Source organism: Mycobacterium sp. 050134 (assembly GCF_036409085.1).
Classification (GTDB): Bacteria; Actinomycetota; Actinomycetes; order Mycobacteriales; family Mycobacteriaceae; genus Mycobacterium.
On sequence record NZ_JAZGLV010000002.1, the window covers coordinates 62881 to 80725 of the forward strand.

The following is a 17845-nucleotide window of genomic DNA, read 5'->3' on the forward strand; positions in this document are numbered from 1 at the left end:
TGCACCAGACTAGAGCGCGACCGGCGGGATCGCGCTAGATCTTCGGCCCCCCAAATCCAGGAACCTGCAATAGCGGTCCTGAACGGCGGCCGCCCAGGCGGGGTCGGGGTCCACGATGCGTTCGGTACGCACCCAGCGGCCGGCGTCGGCGATCGTCGTCTCCAGGCCCGCGGCGATGCGGGCGAGGAATGCCGCGCCGAGCGCCGCCCCCTCCGCGACCCTGGACACCTCCACCGGGCGGCCGGTGGCGTCTGCGATCGCCTGCATCCACGGCGCCACCCTGGTGCCGCCGCCGGCGGCGACGATCCGCGACACCGGTGCCCCGCTCAGCTCGATGATCTGGCGGACCACGAAACCCGACGCCTCGTAGGCGGCCCGGCGCAGCGCGGCGGCGTCGTGGGTGAGATCAAGGGTGTCCAGCACGCCGCGGCGATCCGGATCGTGGAAGGGGGTGCGTTCGCCGCGGAGGTATGGCGACCATACGGGGACCCGGCCGGGTTCGGCGGCCGCCGGGTCGGCCGCCGCCACGACCCGGTCGACCCAGCCCAGGAACAGCCCACCGGCGTTGCTCGCGCCGCCGATCTGGCTCTTGCCCGGCGCGGTGTGCGGAATGGTCCACAGGCCGGGCACCTGGCGGGCCTCGCCGATGGTGGTCCACACGACGAGGGTGGTGCCGCACAACACCAGCACGTCGCCGTCACGGTCGGTGCCCGCCACGATCTGCTCGCACAGCGCGTCGATGGAGCCGGTGGCGATCACGGCGCCCGTGCCGGGCACCCACCCCACCGCCGCCCCGATGGGCTCGGCCCGGGGCATCCGGTCGACGGACGCGCCGCAGTCGCCGCACGCCGCCGCGCTCCAGGCGGTCCCGTCGAAGAGCGGGAACGCGGTCGCGGCGGTGGCGACATCGATCACCGCCTCCCCGGCCAGGGCGTAATTGGCCACCGCGACCGCCGGCCAGTAGCCGGCCGCGTCGGGGGCACGCGCGGCGGTCCACCGCAGGAACCCGTCGGTCTCGCCCAGCGCCGGCAGCGGCTGGTCCGCCGCACCGGGCACCCGGCCCCGTTCATCGCCGTAGAGCAGGCCCGGCGTGACGGGTTTGCCCTCGGCGTCGACAGCGGTCAGCGAGGGCACCATCGCCGCAACGGCCACGGCCCGCGCGTCGGGGCGGTCGAGCCCACGCAGGGCGGCCAGCGGACCACGCCGCCACGCCTCGTCGGCGTCATGCTCGAGCCGATCGGGGGCCGGCACCCGCAGCCGGTGCGGGATTCGCACGCGCGCCGCCACGCGGCCGTCGGCGTCGGCGGCGACGGCTTTGACCGCGGTGCTGCCCACATCGATGCCGATCGTGACGTCATCGCTTGCCACATTCCTGCGTGACACGCGCGTCACCGTACGCCAGCATTGGCAGTCGTGAGTAGACCACGCGCCCTGGTGACCGCTCCGCTGCGCGGACCGGGCTTCGCCAAGCTCCGGCATCTGGCCGACGTGGTCTACGACCCCTGGATCGAGCAGGCCCCGCTACGCATCTACGGCGCCGAGCAGCTGGCCGAGCGGATCAGCGCGGAAGCCGCGGATGTGGTTGTGGTGGAAGGGGACTCGGTGCGCGGCCCGGTGTTTGACCTACCCTTGCGGGCGATCGCCGCCACCCGTGGTGACCCCAACAACGTCGACGTCGCCGGGGCCACCGCGGCCGGCGTGCCGGTACTGAACACCCCGGGCCGCAACGCCGACGCCGTCGCAGAGCTGACGGTGGCCCTGCTACTGGCGGCCACCCGCCACCTGCTGACCGCCGACGCGGACATCCGCGGCGGCAACATCTTTCGCGACGGGACGATCCCCTATCAGCGGTTCCGCGGCTGGGAGATCGCCGGGCGCACCGTCGGCCTGGTGGGACTGGGTGCCGTCGGCCGCGCCACGCGGTGGCGGCTGACGGGGCTCGGCCTGCGGGTCATCGCTTACGACCCCTACAACGACGAGGCCGAACACACGCTCGCCGAACTGCTGAGCGAGGCCGACATCGTGTCGCTGCACGCGCCGGTCACCGGCGAGACCGCGGGGATGATCGGCGCAAAGCAGTTCGCGGCCATGCGCGACGGCGTGGTCTTCCTCAACGCCGCCCGCGCGCAACTGCACGACACCGACGCCCTGGTCGACGCGCTTCGGTCCGGCAAAGTGGGCGCCGCCGGGCTGGACCACTTCGTCGGTGAATGGCTGCCGGCCGATCACCCGCTGGCCGGCATACCCAACGTCGTGCTGACGCCGCACATCGGCGGCGCCACCTGGGACACCGAGGCGCGGCAGGCCCAGATGGTGGCCGACGACCTGGAGGCCCTGCTATCCGGCCGGCCGCCCACCCACATCGTCAACCCGGAGGTGCTGGCACCATGAACGCCGTCAAATCCGTTGCCGACGCCGAGAACGCGGTGCTCGACGCGGCCAAGGACATGCTGCGCCGCGGCCTGGTCGAGGGAACCGCAGGCAACATCTCCGCGCGACGTCCCGACGGAAACATCGTCATCACGCCGTCCTCGGTGGACTACCGCGACATGCAGCTCGACGACCTGGTGCTCGTCGACGAAGACGGCGCCGTGCTGCGCGCCGCGGAGGGGCGTTCGCCGTCGTCGGAGATGCAGCTGCACCTGGCCTGCTATCGGGCGTTCGGGGACATCGGCAGCGTCATCCACAGCCATCCCGTGTGGGCGACCATGTTCGCCATCGCGCACCAGCCGATCCCCGCCTGCATCGACGAGTTCGCCGTCTACTGTGGCGGCGACGTCAGGTGCACCGAGTACGCGGCGTCCGGCACTCCCGAGGTCGGAGCGAACGCGGTCTCCGCGCTCGAGGGCCGCGGGGCCGCGCTGATCGCCAACCACGGCATGGTGGCCGTCGGGCCCCGCCCCGACAAGGCCCTGCACATCACCGCCCTGGTCGAGCGCACCGCCCAAATCATCTGGGGTGCAAGATCTCTCGGCGGTCCGGTGGCGATCCCGGAGCACGTCAACCGCAACTTTGCCAGCGTGTACGACTACCTGCGCGCCAACACGTGATGCCCCGCGTCCAATTCGGCCGCGCGAGCGTGACGCGGGTGCCCGAGCTTCGATTCTCCTTGGGCGCGAAGGTTTTCCCGCACACGCCGCCGTCGGGCTGGCGGGAAAACGCCGACCTGCTGGTGCCGGACTTCTTCGACCCGGCCGCCGACCAGTGGCACATCGCGATCCAGACCTGGGTCATCGAGGTCGACGGACTGACGGTCGTCGTCGACACCGGCGTCGGCAACGACCGGGACCGCCCGCACATGCCACCGCTGGATCACCTGAACACCGGGTTCCTGGCGGCGCTGAAGTCGGCCGGCGTCGATCCCGCCGCCGTGAATGTTGTGGTCAACACCCACATTCATTCCGACCACGTCGGCTGGAACACCATGCTCGACGACGGGCGGTGGGTGCCCACGTTCCCCAACGCCCGATACGTGGTGCCGTCGGCCGACTATCACCACTTCGAGCCGGGCGGACCCGCGCAGCGGCGGTCGCCGCGCTCCGAAGAGGACGAGATCCAGCAACGTGGCAATCGAATAGTCTTCGCGGACAGCGTGTTACCGGTGGCGGAGGCGGGACAACTCGTGCGGTGGTCGGACGACTACCAGCTCAGCCCGTCGCTGCGGCTGCGGCCCGCTCCCGGACACACGCCGGGCTCGGCGGTGCTGTGGCTCGATGCGGGAGAGCCGGCGGTGTTCGTCGGCGACCTCACCCACAGCCCCCTGCAGCTGCGCCGGCCCGCCGACGCCTGCACCTTCGACCTCGACGCGTCGGCCGCCGCGGCAACCCGGCGACGGATCTTCACCGAGGCCACGCGGGCCCGGGCCGCGGTGATACCCGCGCACTACCCGCGCCACGGCGGCGCGACGATCCGCGCGACGGGAGACGAGTTCGACGTCGACACCTGGCTCGACTTTCCGGTCGCCCCGTCTCGCGACGGCCGTTGACGCCGCATCGGCCGGCGTACAGTGGAGTGGGCTTGTTATATCGGCTAAGTATCTGGCTCTTCTGACAGGGGAAACACATGACTTCGACCAGCTCCCGGTACGAGGGCGACACCTGGGACCTGGCGTCGAGCGTCGGCGCGACCGCGACCATGGTGGCCGCCGCCCGCGCGATGGCGACGCGGGCCGAGCGCCCGCTGATCGACGACCCGTTCGCCGAGCCGCTGGTGCGGGCCGCCGGCATCGACCTGCTTACCCGACTGGCGAGCGGTGAGCTCGACGCCGGCGCACTGAACGACGCCCACGACGGCGCCAGCGGAGCGCCGGGCGCCATGTCCCGCATGGCCGACAACATGGCGGTGCGCACCAAGTTCTTCGACGACTTCTTCCTCGCCGCGACGGAGGCGGGCGTCAGGCAGGTGGTGATCCTGGCCTCGGGCCTGGACTCGCGCGCGTACCGGCTGCCCTGGCCCGCGGGCACGGTCGTCTACGAGGTCGACCAGCCCGAGGTCATCGCATTCAAGTCCCGCACCCTAGCCAAGCTGGGCGCCACGCCCACCGCCTACCGTCGGGTGGCCGCCGTCGACCTGCGCGACGACTGGCCCACGGCGCTGCGCGCCGCCGGATTCGACCCGGCCCAGCCGACCGCGTGGAGCGCCGAGGGCCTGCTCGGGTACCTGCCGCCGGAGGCGCAGGATCGCCTGCTGGACACGATCACCGACCTCAGCGCGGCCGGCAGCCGGCTCGCCACCGAAAGCGCGCCCGCCCCCGGGCCCGGCGACGAGGAGAGGCTGAAGGAGCGCATGCAGGCCATCGCCGAACGCTGGCGGGAGCACGGTTTCGACCTCGACATGGCGGACCTCGTCTACTTCGGTGACCGCAACGAGGCGGCCACCTACCTGAGGGACCGCGGCTGGGTGCTGAGCGGCAGCAGCATCCGGGAACTGTTCACCGCCAACGGGCTTGCGCCGCTGGAGGACGACGACATGCGCATGGGCGACGTGCTCTACGTGAGCGGCACCCATGAGTGAGGGACGGGCGGAAGGCGACAGCTGGGACCTGGCGTCCAGCGTTGGTGTGACCGCGACGATGGTCGCGGCCGGGCGCGCCATGGCGACGAAGGATCCGCGCGGACTGATCGATGACCCGTTCGCCGAGCCCCTCGTGCGGGCGGTCGGAGTGGACTTCTTCACCAAGATGATGGACGGGGAGCTCGATTTCGCGGCGATCGAGGGCTCGTCACCGGTGCGCATGCGGGCGATCGTCGACGGGATGGCCGTGCGCACCCGATACTTCGACGACTACTTCCTCCACGCCGCCGACACCGGCGTGCGCCAGGCCGTCATACTCGCCTCTGGGTTGGACTCGCGCGCCTACCGGCTGCCGTGGCCGTCCGGCACCGTGGTGTACGAGATCGACCAACCGCGCGTCATCGAGTTCAAGACGACCACCCTGGCCAGCATCGGGGCCCAGCCGACGGCCACGCGGCACGCCATACCCATGGATCTGCGCGGGGACTGGCCGGCCGCCCTGACGGCGGCGGGGATCGACGTGAGCGCGCCGATAGCGTGGTTGGCCGAGGGCCTGCTGATCTATCTACCGCCCGACGCGCAGGACCGGCTGTTCGACAACATCACCGAGCTCAGCGTCCCCGGCAGCACGATCGCCACCGAATTCGTGCCCGGCATCATTGATTTCGACGCCGACCGCGTGCGCGACATGGCGGGGACTTTCCGCGAGCACGGGGTCGACGTCGACATGGCGTCGCTGGTCTACGCCGGCGAGCGCAACCACGTCGTCGACTACCTGACCGAGAAGGGTTGGGAGGTCGAGGGCGTCACCCGCACGGAATTGTTCCAGCTGCGCGGGATTCCCGTTCCCCCGCCGGAAAACGACGACCCGCTCGGGGAAATCATCTTCATCAGCGGCACGCTCCACCATCCGGACTAAAGCCGCGGTGTCCCCAGCCACAGCGCGTTGACGCCGCTCAATGTCTGCTCGACGTTGGCCAGGATACCGGCGGCGGTGCGGCCCAGCAGCGCGCCCAGGGCATCCGGCAACGAAGCGGCGGCCGGTTGCGACGAGGAGCGCGGGCGCACCATGTCGAGCAGCGAGGAACCCGGGTAGCTGAGCAGCCGGACCTCGGTGTCCTCGTCCAGACCCGCCAGCACCTTCGCCCGCCGCACGGCGGTCTTCAGCCCCCCGAGCTCGTCGACGAGCCCGCGCTCCAGCGCGTCGGCCCCGGTCCAAACCCGACCCCGCGCAACGCGCTCCACCGCGTCGACGGTCATGTTGCGGCCTTCGGCGACCCGTTCCACGAAGTCGGTGTAGACCAGGTCCGCTTCGGCCTCGCGCCGGGCCCGCTGCTCGGGGGTGAACGGCGCGTCGATGGACCAGGCGTCCGCGTTGGCGTTGGTGCGCACGGTATCGGAGAACACGCCCAACCGTTGCAGCAGGTCGCGCACCACCAGCTTGCCGGTGATCACACCGATGGAACCGGTGACGGTTCCCGGGTTGGCGACGATCGCGTCGGCGCCCATCGCGATGTAGTAGCCGCCGGAGGCGGCGGCGGCACCCATCGACGCCACCACCGGCTTGCCGCGCTTGCGAACCCGAGTCACCTCGCGCCAGATGGTCTCCGACGCGGTGACCGAACCGCCGGGACTGTCCACCCGCAACACGATCGCGGCGACCGAATCGTCGGCGGCAGCCTCCCGGATGGCCGCGGCGATGGTGTCGGCGCCTGCCGCCGATTGGCCGACGGGCAGCAATTGTGGTCCCCCACGGCCGTTCACGATCGCGCCGTGGACGGTAATCACTGCGAACGCCAGGCGGGGCCGGCGGCCGGGAACCGGTGGCACGGGCGGGGCGAGATGCGGCCGCGCGGCGGCGGCGTAGCGCGTCAGGTATAGCCGCGGCGGGCCGGACTCCTCGGAATAATCCTCCGCCCCAACGAGTTCCGCAATACGCGCGTAGGCCTCGTCGCGGAATCCGACGCGGTCGATCAGGTTCGCGGCGACGGCGTCGTTGCGCAGCAGGGGGGCGCGGTCGGCGAGCTCGTCGAGCGTGCCGGGGTCGATCTTGCGCGACGCCGAGACCGCCGCCCACACCTGCTCCTGAACGCTTTGGAGCATCCGGGTGACCGCTTCGCGGTGCGCCTCGGTGAACCCATGCTCGGTGAAAAGGTTTATCGCAGACTTGTATTCACCGCGTGCGACGAAGTCCGCCTCGATGCCCGCCTTGTCCAGCGCGTCGCGCAGGAAGGTCGCGTTGCTGGCCAAACCGATCAGCCCGACCGTTCCGGCGGGCTGCATCCACACCTCGCGAAAGGCCGAGGCCAGGTAGTAGGACATCGTCCCGGGATAGGTCTCCGCCCAGGCCAGCGACGGCTTGACGGCGCTGAACGCCGCAATGGCCTCCCGCAGCTCTTGGACCCCCGCGGGCGGCGACGCCACCAGCTGCACGCGAGCGATGATCCCGGCGACCCGCGGATCTTCGGCGGCGCGGTGGATTGCGGCGACGACGTCCCGCAGCGTCATCGGGCGACCGCCGGTGATGATCGCCAGCGGGTCGAAACCCGCCGTCTCCGGGGGCACCGAGCGCAGGTCGAACTCGAGCACGCAGCCGCTGGGCACGCCGCGGTGGCGGGCGGTGTCGACCCGGCTCGCTACCGCGCGCAGCTCAGAGACGCCGGGGATCGAAGGGAAGAAGCCGAACATATCGGCAGCCTACCCATCCCCGTAGGGTGGTCAGGTGAGGTATTCGATCGCCATTCCCCAATTCGATTACGACCGCTTCGACGCCGCCGGCCTTCGATCCTTCCTCTGCCGGGCAGAGGAGCTCGGCTTCGAGGGCGGCTGGGTGCTCGAGCAGACCATCGGAGAGGCGCCCCTGCTGGCGCCGTTGGAGCTGCTGGCCTGGTGCGCGGCCAACACCGAGCGGCTCCGGCTGGGCGTTGCCGTCCTGGTGACGTCCCTGCACGAGCCGCTGCAGCTGGCCCAGTCGGTGGTCGCCGTCGACCGACTGAGCCACGGCCGGCTCGACGTCGGCGTCGCACCCGGGGGTGGCGGCCGTCAGTTCGCCGCGTTCGGAGTGGACAAGGACCACTTCATCTCGTATTTCACCGAGGGCCTCGAGCTGATGAAGGCGGCATGGTCGGACCAGCCCACGGTCGAATTCCACGGCCGGTTCCGCGACGTCGACGGCCTGCCGTCCAACCCGAAGCCGGTCCAGCGGCCGCACCCGCCGATCTGGTTCGGCGGCCTCGCCCCGAAGGCGCTGGCCCGGGCCGTCCGCCTCGGCGACTCGTTCCTGGGAGCGGGCTCGTCGACGACCGAACACTTCGCGGGGGCGGTCACCATCGTCCGCCGCGAGCTCGACGAACAACAGAAAGACCCGGCGCACTTCACGATTGGCAAACGGGTCTACCTGATGGTCGACGACGATGCGGCCCGCGCCCGGGAGCGCGTGGCGGACGGGTTGCACCGCATCTACGCCAACGCGATCCCCGGCATCGAGACGGTGCCGGTCTCCGGCACTCCCGACGACGTCGCCCACGGGCTGCGCGAGGTGATCGACGCGGGCGCCGAATACCTACTGCTCAATCCCGTCGGGGCCGACGTTCCAGAGAACCGCGAGCAGATGGAACGCCTTGCCGCGGAGGTCATTCCGCAGCTGAGCTGACTACAGCTCGGTGACCGAGCCGCCCGCCGCGGTGATCTTCTCGCGCGCGCTACCGCTGAACTTGTGCGCCGACAGGTCGACCTTCACGCTCAGCTTGCCGTCACCGAGAACCTTGACCAGCGAGTTCTTTCGGACCGCGCCCTTGGCCACCAGCTCGTCGAGGCCGACCGAGCCGCCCTCGGGGAACAGCCGGTTGATGTCACCGACGTTGACGACCGCGTATTCGGTGCGGAACCGGTTGCGGAAGCCCTTGAGCTTGGGCAGCCGCATGTGGATCGGCATCTGCCCACCCTCGAAGGTGGCCGGCACGTTCTTGCGGGCCTTGGTTCCCTTGGTACCGCGGCCGGCCGACTTACCCTTCGAGCCCTCACCGCGACCGACGCGGGTGCGCGCGGTCTTCGAGCCCGGCGCGGGCTTCAGGTCGTGCAGCTTGATGGTCACTTGGTCTCACCTCCGGCGCCCGTCTCGGCGGGCTCCACCTCGACGAGGTGGTTCACCACCGCGATCAGGCCGCGAGTTTGTGCGTTGTCTTCGCGGATCACCGAGTGGCGGATCCGCCGCAGGCCCAGGGTGCGCAGGCTCTCGCGCTGCTTCCAGCGCGCCCCGATCGTGCTGCGCACCTGGGTGATCTTGAGCTGACTCATTGTGCAGTCGCCTCCCTTGCCGCCGCACTGGCCAGCGCGTCGCTCTCGCGGCGCGCCTTCAGCATCCCGGCCGGCGCGACGTCCTCGATGGGCAGGCCGCGACGCGCGGCCACTTCCTCGGGACGCTGCAGCATCTTGAGCGCGGCCACCGTCGCGTGGACCACGTTGATCGCGTTGTCACTACCCAGCGACTTGGCCAGGATGTCGTGCACGCCCGCGCATTCCAGCACCGCGCGCGCGGCGCCCCCGGCGATCACACCCGTACCAGGGCTGGCCGGGCGCAGCATCACCACACCGGCGGCCGCCTCACCCTGCACGGGGTGCGTGATGGTGCCGCGGATCAACGGCACGCGGAAGAAGCCCTTACGCGCCTCCTCGACACCCTTGGCGATCGCGGCGGGCACCTCCTTGGCCTTGCCGTAGCCGACCCCGACCATGCCGTTGCCGTCGCCGACGATGACCAGCGCGGTGAAGCTGAAGCGCCGACCACCCTTGACCACCTTGGAGACACGGTTGATGGCGACGACGCGCTCGAGGTAGTTGCTCTTGTCGCCGTCCCGGTCGCGTCCGCCACGGCCGCCACCGTCGCGCCGACCCCGGCCGTCGCGGTCGCCGCGCGAGTCGCGGTTGTCTGGGGCGCCTCCCGGCTGTTCCGCCATTATGCGGTCCTTCCGTTCATCAGAATTGCAATCCGTTCTCGCGCGCGGCGTCGGCCAGCGCGGCGATCCGTCCGCCGTAGGTGTATCCGCCGCGGTCGAACACGACGCTGTCGATGCCGGCGGCCTTGGCGCGCTCGGCGATCAGCTGTCCGACCCGCACGCTGCGGGCTTTCTTGTCTCCGTCCAAGCCGCGCACATCGGCCTCGATCGACGACGCGGCGGCCACCGTGGTGCCGTCCTGGTCGTTGACGAGCTGCACGTGGATGTGTCGCGACGACCGGTTAACTACCAGCCGCGGACGCTGCGGTGTGCCCGCGACCTTCTTGCGCAGCCGCGCGTGCCTGCGCAGCCGGGAAACGCGCCGAGTCGCGGATACGTTCTGCCCGACCGGCTTTCGCGCGGCGGTGTCAGCTTGTGATTGCGCCATGACTACTTACCTGTCTTTCCGACCTTGCGGCGGATCTGTTCGCCCTCGTAGCGCACGCCCTTGCCCTTGTACGGGTCCGGGCGGCGCAGGCGGCGGATGTTCGCCGAAATCTGGCCGACCTTCTGCTTGTCGATCCCCGACACCGTGAACTTGGTCGGTGACTGGACCGCGAACGTGATGCCCTCGGGCGCCTCGATCACGACGGGGTGGCTGTATCCCAGCGCGAACTCAAGGTTGGAACCCTTGAGCTGCACCCGGTAGCCGACCCCGAAGATCTCCATCTTGGTCTCGTAGCCCTGCGTCACACCGGTGACCAGGTTGGACACCAGGGTGCGCGACAGCCCGTGCAGCGAGCGGTTCTCCCGCTCGTCGTTCGGGCGGGTGACCACGATGGCGCCGTCGTCGTTGCGCGACACGACGATCGGCTCGGCGACGGTCAGGTCCAGGGAGCCCTTGGGACCCTTCACCGAGACCTTCTGGCCGTCGATCGTGACGTCGACACCGGCGGGCACCGGAACCGGTTGCTTACCAATACGCGACATAGTCTTTCGCTACCTCTCCGCCTCTACCACACGTACGCGAGGACTTCGCCGCCCACGCCCTGCCTGGCCGCCTGGCGGTCGGTCAGCAGACCGGAGGAGGTCGAGATGATCGCCACGCCCAGGCCGCCGAGCACGCGCGGCAGGTTGGTGGACTTTGCGTACACGCGCAGGCCGGGCTTGGAGACGCGGCGCAAACCCGCGATGCTGCGCTCCCGGCTCGGGCCGTACTTGAGCTGGACGATCAGCGACTTGCCTACCCGAGCGTCTTCGGTCCGGTAATCGCTGATGTAACCCTCGCTCTTGAGGATCTGGGCGATGTTGGCCTTGATCTTGGAGTGCGGCAACGTCACCTCATCGTGGTACGCCGAATTGGCGTTGCGCAGACGCGTCAAAAAGTCTGCGATCGGGTCCGTCATGGTCATGACAGCCGTGTCACCTTCCTCGCGGGGGTTCCCGTCCCGGGCCTACCGCGCAACTGTTCTGGGCTTGTTACCAACTGCTCTTTTGCACGCCCGGCAGCTCGCCGGCGTGCGCCATTTCGCGCAGGCAGATCCTGCACAACCCGAATTTGCGGAACACCGCGCGCGGGCGCCCGCACTTGTTGCAGCGCGTGTAGCCGCGCACCGCGAACTTCGGCTTGCGTGCGGCCTTGTTGACCAGTGCCTTCTTCGCCATCGCTCAGTTCTCCTTGAACGGAAAGCCGAGGGCCCGCAACAGCGCTCGCCCCTCGTCGTCGGTCGTCGCCGAGGTGACGACGTTGATGTCCATGCCGCGAACCCGGTCGATCTTGTCAACGTCGATCTCGTGGAACATCGACTGCTCGGCCAGCCCGAACGTGTAGTTGCCGACGCCGTCGAACTGCTTGGGCGACAGCCCGCGGAAGTCGCGGATACGCGGCAGCGCAATGGAGGTCAGGCGGTCGAGAAACTCCCACATCCGATCTCCGCGCAGGGTCACGCGCGCGCCGATCGGCATGCCCTCGCGCAGCTTGAACTGCGCGATCGACTTGCGCGCCCTGCGGATCTCGGGCCGCTGACCGGTGATCAGCGCCAGGTCGTTGACCGCGCCGTTGATCAGCTTCGCGTCCCGGGCCGCCTCACCGACGCCCATGTTGACGACGACCTTGGTAACGGTCGGGATCTGCATGACGTTGGGGTAGTTGAACTGCTTGTGCAACGAATCGCGAATCTCGCTGCGGTACCGCTCCTTCAGCCGGGGCTGAACTTTCTCTGCAGTAGTCATCAGATGTCCTTGCCGTTGCGCTTGGAGACGCGGACCCGCTTGCCGGTTTCCTCGTCGACGCGGTAGCCCACACGGGTGGGCTTGCCGTCCGAGTCGACCACCATCACGTTCGAGACGTGGATCGGGGCTTCCTGGGTGACGATTCCGCCCGACTGGGCTCCACGCTGGTTGGCGGAAATGGCGGTGTGCTTCTTGATCCGGTTGACGCCCTCGACCAGCACCCGATTGCGTTCCGGGTAGGCCTGCAGGACCTTGCCCTTGGCGCCCTTGTCCTTGCCGGCGATCACGAGGACGGTGTCGCCCTTATGCACCTTCATCTACAGCACCTCCGGGGCCAGCGAGATGATCTTCATGAACCGCTTCTCGCGCAGCTCGCGGCCGACGGGGCCGAAGATGCGCGTGCCGCGCGGATCGTTGTCGGGCTTGATGATCACCGCGGCGTTCTCGTCGAACTTGATGTAGCTGCCATCGGGACGCCTGCGCTCCTTGACGGTGCGCACCACGACGGCCTTGACGACGTCCCCCCGCTTGACGTTGCCGCCCGGGATGGCGTCCTTGACGGTGGCGACGATCACGTCACCGATCCCGGCATAGCGTCGCGACGAACCGCCGAGCACCCGGATGCACAAGATCTCCTTGGCGCCGGTGTTGTCGGCGACCTTCAACCGCGATTCCTGCTGAATCACTCGATCTCCTGAACTGGTTGCGTGTGCACGGCAGGACGGAACCACCGAACCTGACGTGCGCGGTCTTGTAAAGCAGTAGTCACCGAAAGGCACGCGGGGCCGATAACGTTTGCACGCGCCGGCCGAGGTCTGCCCAAGGCAACCCCTAGAGTCTAGGGGACGAGCAGCTCACAGCCAAATCTTTCGACGTCGCCGAGGTGATGGACGCCTTCGTGCATCGCCCGGCGCGCGAGCCAACGCGCGGCGCGCCGCTTACCGGGCAACCGGGGGCGGACGCTCGCGGGGGCGGACGCTCGCGGGGACGGATGCGGGCTCGCGGGCGGTTGCCTTCGCCCGCGAGCAGACGCAAAAGCCCCGCGACACGCCGGTGAGCGGCCTCTTTTGCGTCTGCTCGCGCAAGAAGGGTGTGCGGCGCGGCACCGGGACCAGGCTGCGGCTAACTATGCAGCGCCGCCGGCACCCACCAAACGTCGAGACGCACCTCGAGACCTCAGCCGGAGTGCCGATACCACGCGGCGACGTAGAGCACCAACGCGGTCGCCAGCGCGATCAACACCCAGATCACCACTGCCTGGTCGATCCAGGCACCCGCGGGCGGTGACCCGGGCAGGATGTTGCGCAACGGCACGACGGCGAACAGCATCGCCGCGTACCAGGTGGAAAAGGGCGGCAGGAATTGCCTTCGGCCGGTCAGCATTTGAATCGCCACGAACAGCGCGAGCGTCGGCAGGGTGATGAGGACCAGACAGATTCCGAGATCGAAGACCAGCGGACCCTTGGCCCGTTGCAGCGTCACGATCACGTTGTCGGGACGATCCGAGTCGAAGCTGTCCCGCCCGACCCGCCTGACCGAAATGTCCCAGCCTTCCAGCGATCCGGTGACCTCCACGCGGGCGGGCTTGTATTGCCGGTTCTCGCCCGTTCCGACGAGCACGTCCGCCTGGATGGTGTCGGTGTGGTAGGAGTCGAAGGGCCAGTCCCCCGGGTCACCGTGGGCCTCGATGGTGGTGGCCACCTGCGCCGGCAATTTCCCCACCGGGTACTGCAGGTCACCCAGGTCGTTTTGGGGGAAGAACCGCACCGACGTATCGGTGGTGAGGACGTTGAGACGCTTGTCGATCATCGAGTTATCGGGCATGACAAGCACTTTGACGTCGAGGCGGTTCGCCACCGAGTGCAGTTGCTCGAATCGCACCAAAACCACGGTGCCATCGGAGGTGTTCACGTCCGGCTCGGGCAGCGGCCCGGGCACGGTGGCCAGCCAGTGGTAGCCGAACAGCGAGAGGGTGTACACGACGATCACGCCGACGATGATGGAGACGTCGAGCACGAGGTGCCGCCGACGCGGCTTGCGGCCCGGCTTCGGATCGGCTGGAGCGGCCGGCGCGCCACCGTTGGTCTTTGCGGGCGCCGCCGCGACCACCGGCGGCTCGAGGGCAGCGGGCGGCGCGCCAGCGGGGTATCCCGCTGGCGCGGCCAATTCCTCGTGAATGGTCACTGCGCCGAAGACTAACAACGGCCATGTTTGCTGGCACTAGATAAAACAGCATCGCTACGCGCTTTTAACACAGCGCGGGGGTCAGTCCCCCTGCCGGACCCACGCGGAGATATAGAGGCTCATCGCCGTCACGAGCGCCAGCAGCACCCATTGCACGACGGCCTGGTCGATCCACGAGCCGGGCGGTGGGGCGCCGGGAAGGATGTTCCGCAGCGGGACCACCGCGAACAGCATCGCGGCGTACCACGTTCCGAACGGCGGCACGAACTTCCTTCGGCCCATTGCCATGGGAATGGCCACCAACAGCGCCAGCGTCGGCAGCGCGACGAGGACAAGGCAGATGACCAGGTCGAAGACGAGCGGCCCCTCGGCCCGCTCCAGCGTGATGACCACGTTGCCCGTGTCCATGGACCGTGAGGTTCGCAGGCCGCTCGGGTCGCGGATGCGTTCGACGCTGACGTTCCAGCCGTCCAACGATCCGGTCACCTCGACCCGGGCGGGCACCTTCTTGCGGTTGTCGCCCGCCCAGACGAACGCGTCGGCCGCGATCGGCTCGGTCTTGTACTCGTCGAATGGCCAGTTACGGGGATCACCGTGCGCCTCGATGGTGGTGGTGAGCTGCGCTGGCGCTTTGCCCTTCGGGTAGTTGAGGTCCCCGAGGTCCCCGGTGGGATACAGCCGCACCGCAACGTCGTTGCCCAATACGTCCAGCCGCGGATCGTATTGCGAGACCCCGGGATAGACCAGCACGTTCACCGTCAGGCGATTGGCTACGGGTTTCAGCTCCTCGAGGCGGAGCTGCACGACCGTGGCGTCGCTCCCACCCTGGCTTAGATCCAGCGCGGGCAGCGGGCCCCCTGACCTCTGCAACACGTGGACGCCCAAAAGCGACAGGGCGTAGGCGACCACGAAGGTCACCAGGAGGCCCGCCCCGATCTCGATCTGAGTTCGGTTCAGTTTCGGCGGCTTAGTCCTGCCGGGCGACTTTTTCTTCTTTTTTGCCACCGCCGGCGGTTCGACGACCGGCGACGGCTGAGCCGGTGCCGGTTGAGCCTCAGTCGTCATGTTGCTGAGGTCCGGCTGGTCGGGGCGCCACGTGGAAAGATGCTAGCGAACGACCACGCGGATTTCCTGCGGAAATGTCACATCTGTGCGCGCACGACGCTTCCGTCGCCCGCTGGAAACCCGGCGTTCACCTGCGGCGACGGTGGCGCACGCAATCGGCGGCGGCGACACCAGCCGTTCATCTGTGAGATTGGGCCGATTCATCTCGACTTTGTTTGCTGCGCGGCAACGGCTGTAAGTCTCATCAGGTGCCGAGCCGGGCACGCGAATCTCCCGCCGCAAGGAAACAACCACGGTGAAGCGCAATCGATCGGTCGCAACGGCCAGCCTGCTGACTGCGGGTGCCGTGGCGCTTGCGGCGTGCAGCAACGCGCCCGCGACGCTGCCCTACACCGCGGGGGCCAAGGTCAACTGCGGCGGCCAGCAGACGCTGACCGCCAGCGGCTCGACCGCCCAGGGCAACGCGATGAACCGGTTCATCAGTGCCTATACGCAGGCCTGCACCGGCCAGACGCTCAATTACACCGCCAATGGTTCGGGCGCCGGGATCAACGATTTCATCAGCGGCAAAACGGATTTCGCCGGATCCGACATACCGCTGAACGCCGACCAATACGCCGCGGCCAAGAAGCGCTGCGGCGGCGCTGACGCCTGGAACCTACCGGTGGTCTTCGGGCCGCTGGCCATCACCTACAACCTCAGCGCCGCCGACTCATTGGTGCTCGACGGCCCAACGCTGGCGAAGATCTTCAACGGCACCATCACCCGGTGGGACGATCCGGCACTCACCGCGCTCAACGCGTCCATGCCGGCCGAGGACATCCACGTCATCTACCGCAGCGACGCATCGGGCACCACCGACAACTTCCAGGCCTACCTCCAGGCCGCGTCCGGTGGGGCGTGGGGCCGGCCGGCGGGCAAGACGTTCAACGGCGGCGTCGGCATCGCGGCGGCGGGTAACGCGGGCACCGCGGCGCTGGTACGCACCACCGAGGGGGCGATCAGCTACAACGAACTGTCGTTCGCGCTGCAGCAGGGGCTCTTCGCCGCCGAGCTCAAGACCCCGGCCAGCCGCAGGTCGCTGCGGCCGGTTCGCATCGGAACCGACGCGGTCGGCAAGACCATCACCGAGGCGAAAGTCGTGGGCAACGGCAACGACCTCGTGCTCGACCTTTCGTCGTTCTACAACCCGGCCCACCCGGACGTCTACCCGATCGTCATGGCGACCTACGAGATCGTCTGCTCCGTCTATCCCAGCGCCGACGTCGCCAAGGCGGTCAGGGCATTCCTGCAGGCCGCCATCGGCCCGGGCCAGATCGATCTCGCGAGGAACGGCTACATTCCCCTGTCCCCGGACTTCCGGGCGAGAGTCTCGGGCGCCATCGACGCGATCGGGCCGTCGGACTCACCGAGCTGAGACTCGAGACGCTAGGTGTTCTGGGGTTTCTTTCGGTCCCGGTGCCGCCACCAGGCGAGGATGAACAGGGCCATCGCGGTAACCAGGCCTATCAACACCCATAGCACGAGGGCTTGGTCGATCCAAGAACCGAACGGTGGGCTGCCCGGCAAAATGTTGCGCAGCGGAACGATGGCGAAAAGCATTGCGCCGTACCATGTTATGAAGGGCGGCAGGAAGGACGTCCGGCCCAACACCATGGGTATGGCGACCCACAGCGCCAAAACGGGCAGGGCGATGAGGACCAGGCAGATCCCGACGTCGAAGATCAGGGGGCCCTTGGACCGCTGCAGCGTGACGGTCACGTCGTCGAGGGCGTCCGGGTTGGGATCCTCGGAATCGTGGACCCGGGTGACCGTCGCGTCCCAGCCGTCCAGCTTTCCGGTGACTTCGACACGCGCGGGTACCTTTTCGCGGTTCGTCCCGGTGCCGGTGAACACGTCGGCAGCCAGGACCTCCGTCTTGTAGGTGTCGAACGGCCAGTTACCGGGATCGCCATGCGCCACGATGCTGGTGCTGACCTGCGCCGGCGCCTTGCCCACCGGGTATTGCAAGTCCCCCAGGTCGTTTTCCGGGTACAGCCGCACGGCCGCGTCAGTGGTGAGTACGCCGAAGTTCTTGTCGTAGAGCGAATCCTTCGGGTAGACAAGCACATTCACCGTCAAGCGGTTCGCGACCGTATCCAGTTTCTCCAGATGCACCTGGACGACGCTGTCGTCGGCCTCGAGCTTGCTGAAGTCCACTGCGGGCAGCGCCGGCGCCGACCTGGCCAACAGGTGGACGGCGATCAGCGAGAGGACGTAAATGACGATGACGGCGCTGATGATCCCGATCGCGATCGCGGTTTGCCGTCCCCGCGCACCGGACGGCGCCGGAGGGGCCGGGGGCGCCGGGGTCCCGGCGGTCATTGAGGCATCACGGGGCCAGACATTAGCAGGTTAAACGGCATTTTTAGAAGACA

Annotated in this window: 22 protein-coding genes; 7 read left to right on the forward strand and 15 right to left on the reverse strand. The window is 68.7% G+C overall.

Annotated elements, in window-relative coordinates; all coding sequences use genetic code 11:
• Positions 1-9: 9 nt before the first annotated feature.
• Entirely contained in the window at positions 10-1368 is a 1359-nt protein-coding gene (locus tag SKC42_RS02305) for a xylulokinase (RefSeq protein ID WP_330962970.1), read from the reverse strand.
• 45 nt (positions 1369-1413) lie between these two features.
• Between SKC42_RS02305 and SKC42_RS02310 the strand changes: the two genes are divergently transcribed.
• The 5 genes from SKC42_RS02310 to SKC42_RS02330 all read left to right on the forward strand — a co-directional run bounded on the left by SKC42_RS02310 (position 1414) and on the right by SKC42_RS02330 (position 5932).
• Positions 1414-2391 (forward strand): NAD(P)-dependent oxidoreductase, encoded by a 978-nt coding sequence (locus SKC42_RS02310; RefSeq protein WP_442931942.1) that lies wholly within the window; start codon positions 1414-1416, stop codon positions 2389-2391.
• A complete protein-coding gene (locus tag SKC42_RS02315; protein WP_330962707.1) occupies positions 2388-3050 on the forward strand; it encodes an L-fuculose-phosphate aldolase in 663 nt (220 codons plus the stop codon). Before SKC42_RS02310 ends, SKC42_RS02315 begins: the two co-directional genes overlap by 4 nt.
• A complete protein-coding gene (locus SKC42_RS02320; RefSeq protein WP_330962708.1) occupies positions 3050-3985 on the forward strand; it encodes an MBL fold metallo-hydrolase in 936 nt (311 codons plus the stop codon). The genes SKC42_RS02315 and SKC42_RS02320 overlap by 1 nt, the downstream gene beginning before the upstream one ends.
• A 77-nt stretch (positions 3986-4062) precedes the next feature.
• The gene (locus SKC42_RS02325) at positions 4063-5013 is read left to right on the forward strand and encodes a class I SAM-dependent methyltransferase (protein WP_330962709.1); all 951 of its coding nucleotides are present in this window, start codon (positions 4063-4065) and stop codon (positions 5011-5013) included.
• Positions 5006-5932, forward strand: coding sequence for a class I SAM-dependent methyltransferase (locus SKC42_RS02330; RefSeq protein ID WP_330962710.1), 927 nt, complete (start codon positions 5006-5008; stop codon positions 5930-5932). The genes SKC42_RS02325 and SKC42_RS02330 overlap by 8 nt, the downstream gene beginning before the upstream one ends.
• Here the strand turns inward: SKC42_RS02330 and sppA are convergent.
• Entirely contained in the window at positions 5929-7701 is a 1773-nt protein-coding gene (gene sppA / locus SKC42_RS02335) for a signal peptide peptidase SppA (protein ID WP_330962711.1), read from the reverse strand. The two genes, SKC42_RS02330 and sppA, sit on opposite strands and share 4 nt — an antisense overlap.
• Positions 7702-7735: 34 nt before the next feature.
• On the opposite strand from sppA, the gene SKC42_RS02340 reads away from it, so the two are divergent.
• Complete coding sequence (locus SKC42_RS02340; protein ID WP_330962712.1) at positions 7736-8665, forward strand: LLM class flavin-dependent oxidoreductase; 930 nt, start codon at positions 7736-7738, stop codon at positions 8663-8665.
• On the opposite strand, the gene rplO is transcribed toward SKC42_RS02340, so the two are convergent.
• From rplO to SKC42_RS02400, 12 genes are all read right to left on the reverse strand, one after another.
• Complete coding sequence (gene rplO, locus SKC42_RS02345) at positions 8666-9106, reverse strand: 50S ribosomal protein L15 (protein WP_330962713.1); 441 nt, start codon at positions 9104-9106, stop codon at positions 8666-8668.
• Positions 9103-9309: a 50S ribosomal protein L30 gene (gene rpmD, locus SKC42_RS02350; RefSeq protein ID WP_330962714.1), complete on the reverse strand. Its 207-nt coding sequence runs from the start codon at positions 9307-9309 to the stop codon at positions 9103-9105. The genes rplO and rpmD overlap by 4 nt, the downstream gene beginning before the upstream one ends.
• On the reverse strand, positions 9306-9968 hold the full coding sequence (gene rpsE, locus SKC42_RS02355) for a 30S ribosomal protein S5 (RefSeq protein WP_330962715.1): 663 nt from the start codon (positions 9966-9968) through the stop codon (positions 9306-9308). The genes rpmD and rpsE overlap by 4 nt, the downstream gene beginning before the upstream one ends.
• A gap of 19 nt (positions 9969-9987) precedes the next feature.
• Entirely contained in the window at positions 9988-10395 is a 408-nt protein-coding gene (gene rplR / locus SKC42_RS02360) for a 50S ribosomal protein L18 (protein ID WP_330962716.1), read from the reverse strand.
• A gap of 2 nt (positions 10396-10397) precedes the next feature.
• Positions 10398-10937 (reverse strand): 50S ribosomal protein L6, encoded by a 540-nt coding sequence (gene rplF, locus SKC42_RS02365; RefSeq protein WP_330962717.1) that lies wholly within the window; start codon positions 10935-10937, stop codon positions 10398-10400.
• 23 nt (positions 10938-10960) lie between these two features.
• Positions 10961-11359, reverse strand: coding sequence for a 30S ribosomal protein S8 (rpsH, locus tag SKC42_RS02370; RefSeq protein ID WP_007167852.1), 399 nt, complete (start codon positions 11357-11359; stop codon positions 10961-10963).
• Between the two features lie 67 nt (positions 11360-11426).
• Positions 11427-11612: a type Z 30S ribosomal protein S14 gene (locus SKC42_RS02375; RefSeq protein WP_003873499.1), complete on the reverse strand. Its 186-nt coding sequence runs from the start codon at positions 11610-11612 to the stop codon at positions 11427-11429.
• Positions 11613-11615: 3 nt separating this feature from the next.
• Complete coding sequence (rplE, locus tag SKC42_RS02380) at positions 11616-12179, reverse strand: 50S ribosomal protein L5 (protein ID WP_330962718.1); 564 nt, start codon at positions 12177-12179, stop codon at positions 11616-11618.
• Positions 12179-12496, reverse strand: coding sequence for a 50S ribosomal protein L24 (gene rplX, locus SKC42_RS02385; RefSeq protein WP_085253977.1), 318 nt, complete (start codon positions 12494-12496; stop codon positions 12179-12181). Before rplX ends, rplE begins: the two co-directional genes overlap by 1 nt.
• Complete coding sequence (gene rplN, locus SKC42_RS02390; protein WP_003403649.1) at positions 12497-12865, reverse strand: 50S ribosomal protein L14; 369 nt, start codon at positions 12863-12865, stop codon at positions 12497-12499.
• A gap of 490 nt (positions 12866-13355) precedes the next feature.
• Positions 13356-14195 (reverse strand): DUF4436 domain-containing protein, encoded by an 840-nt coding sequence (locus SKC42_RS02395; RefSeq protein WP_330962971.1) that lies wholly within the window; start codon positions 14193-14195, stop codon positions 13356-13358.
• A gap of 249 nt (positions 14196-14444) precedes the next feature.
• Positions 14445-15428, reverse strand: a complete 984-nt coding sequence (locus tag SKC42_RS02400; protein ID WP_330962719.1) for a DUF4436 domain-containing protein — start codon at positions 15426-15428, stop codon at positions 14445-14447.
• Positions 15429-15723: 295 nt separating this feature from the next.
• Here SKC42_RS02400 and pstS point away from each other — a divergent pair, with 295 nt between their 5' ends.
• Positions 15724-16845, forward strand: a complete 1122-nt coding sequence (gene pstS, locus SKC42_RS02405; RefSeq protein WP_330962720.1) for a phosphate ABC transporter substrate-binding protein PstS — start codon at positions 15724-15726, stop codon at positions 16843-16845.
• Between the two features lie 11 nt (positions 16846-16856).
• Here the strand turns inward: pstS and SKC42_RS02410 are convergent, their stop codons facing one another.
• Positions 16857-17792, reverse strand: a complete 936-nt coding sequence (locus tag SKC42_RS02410) for a DUF4436 domain-containing protein (protein ID WP_330962721.1) — start codon at positions 17790-17792, stop codon at positions 16857-16859.
• Between the last annotated feature and the right edge of the window lie 53 nt (positions 17793-17845).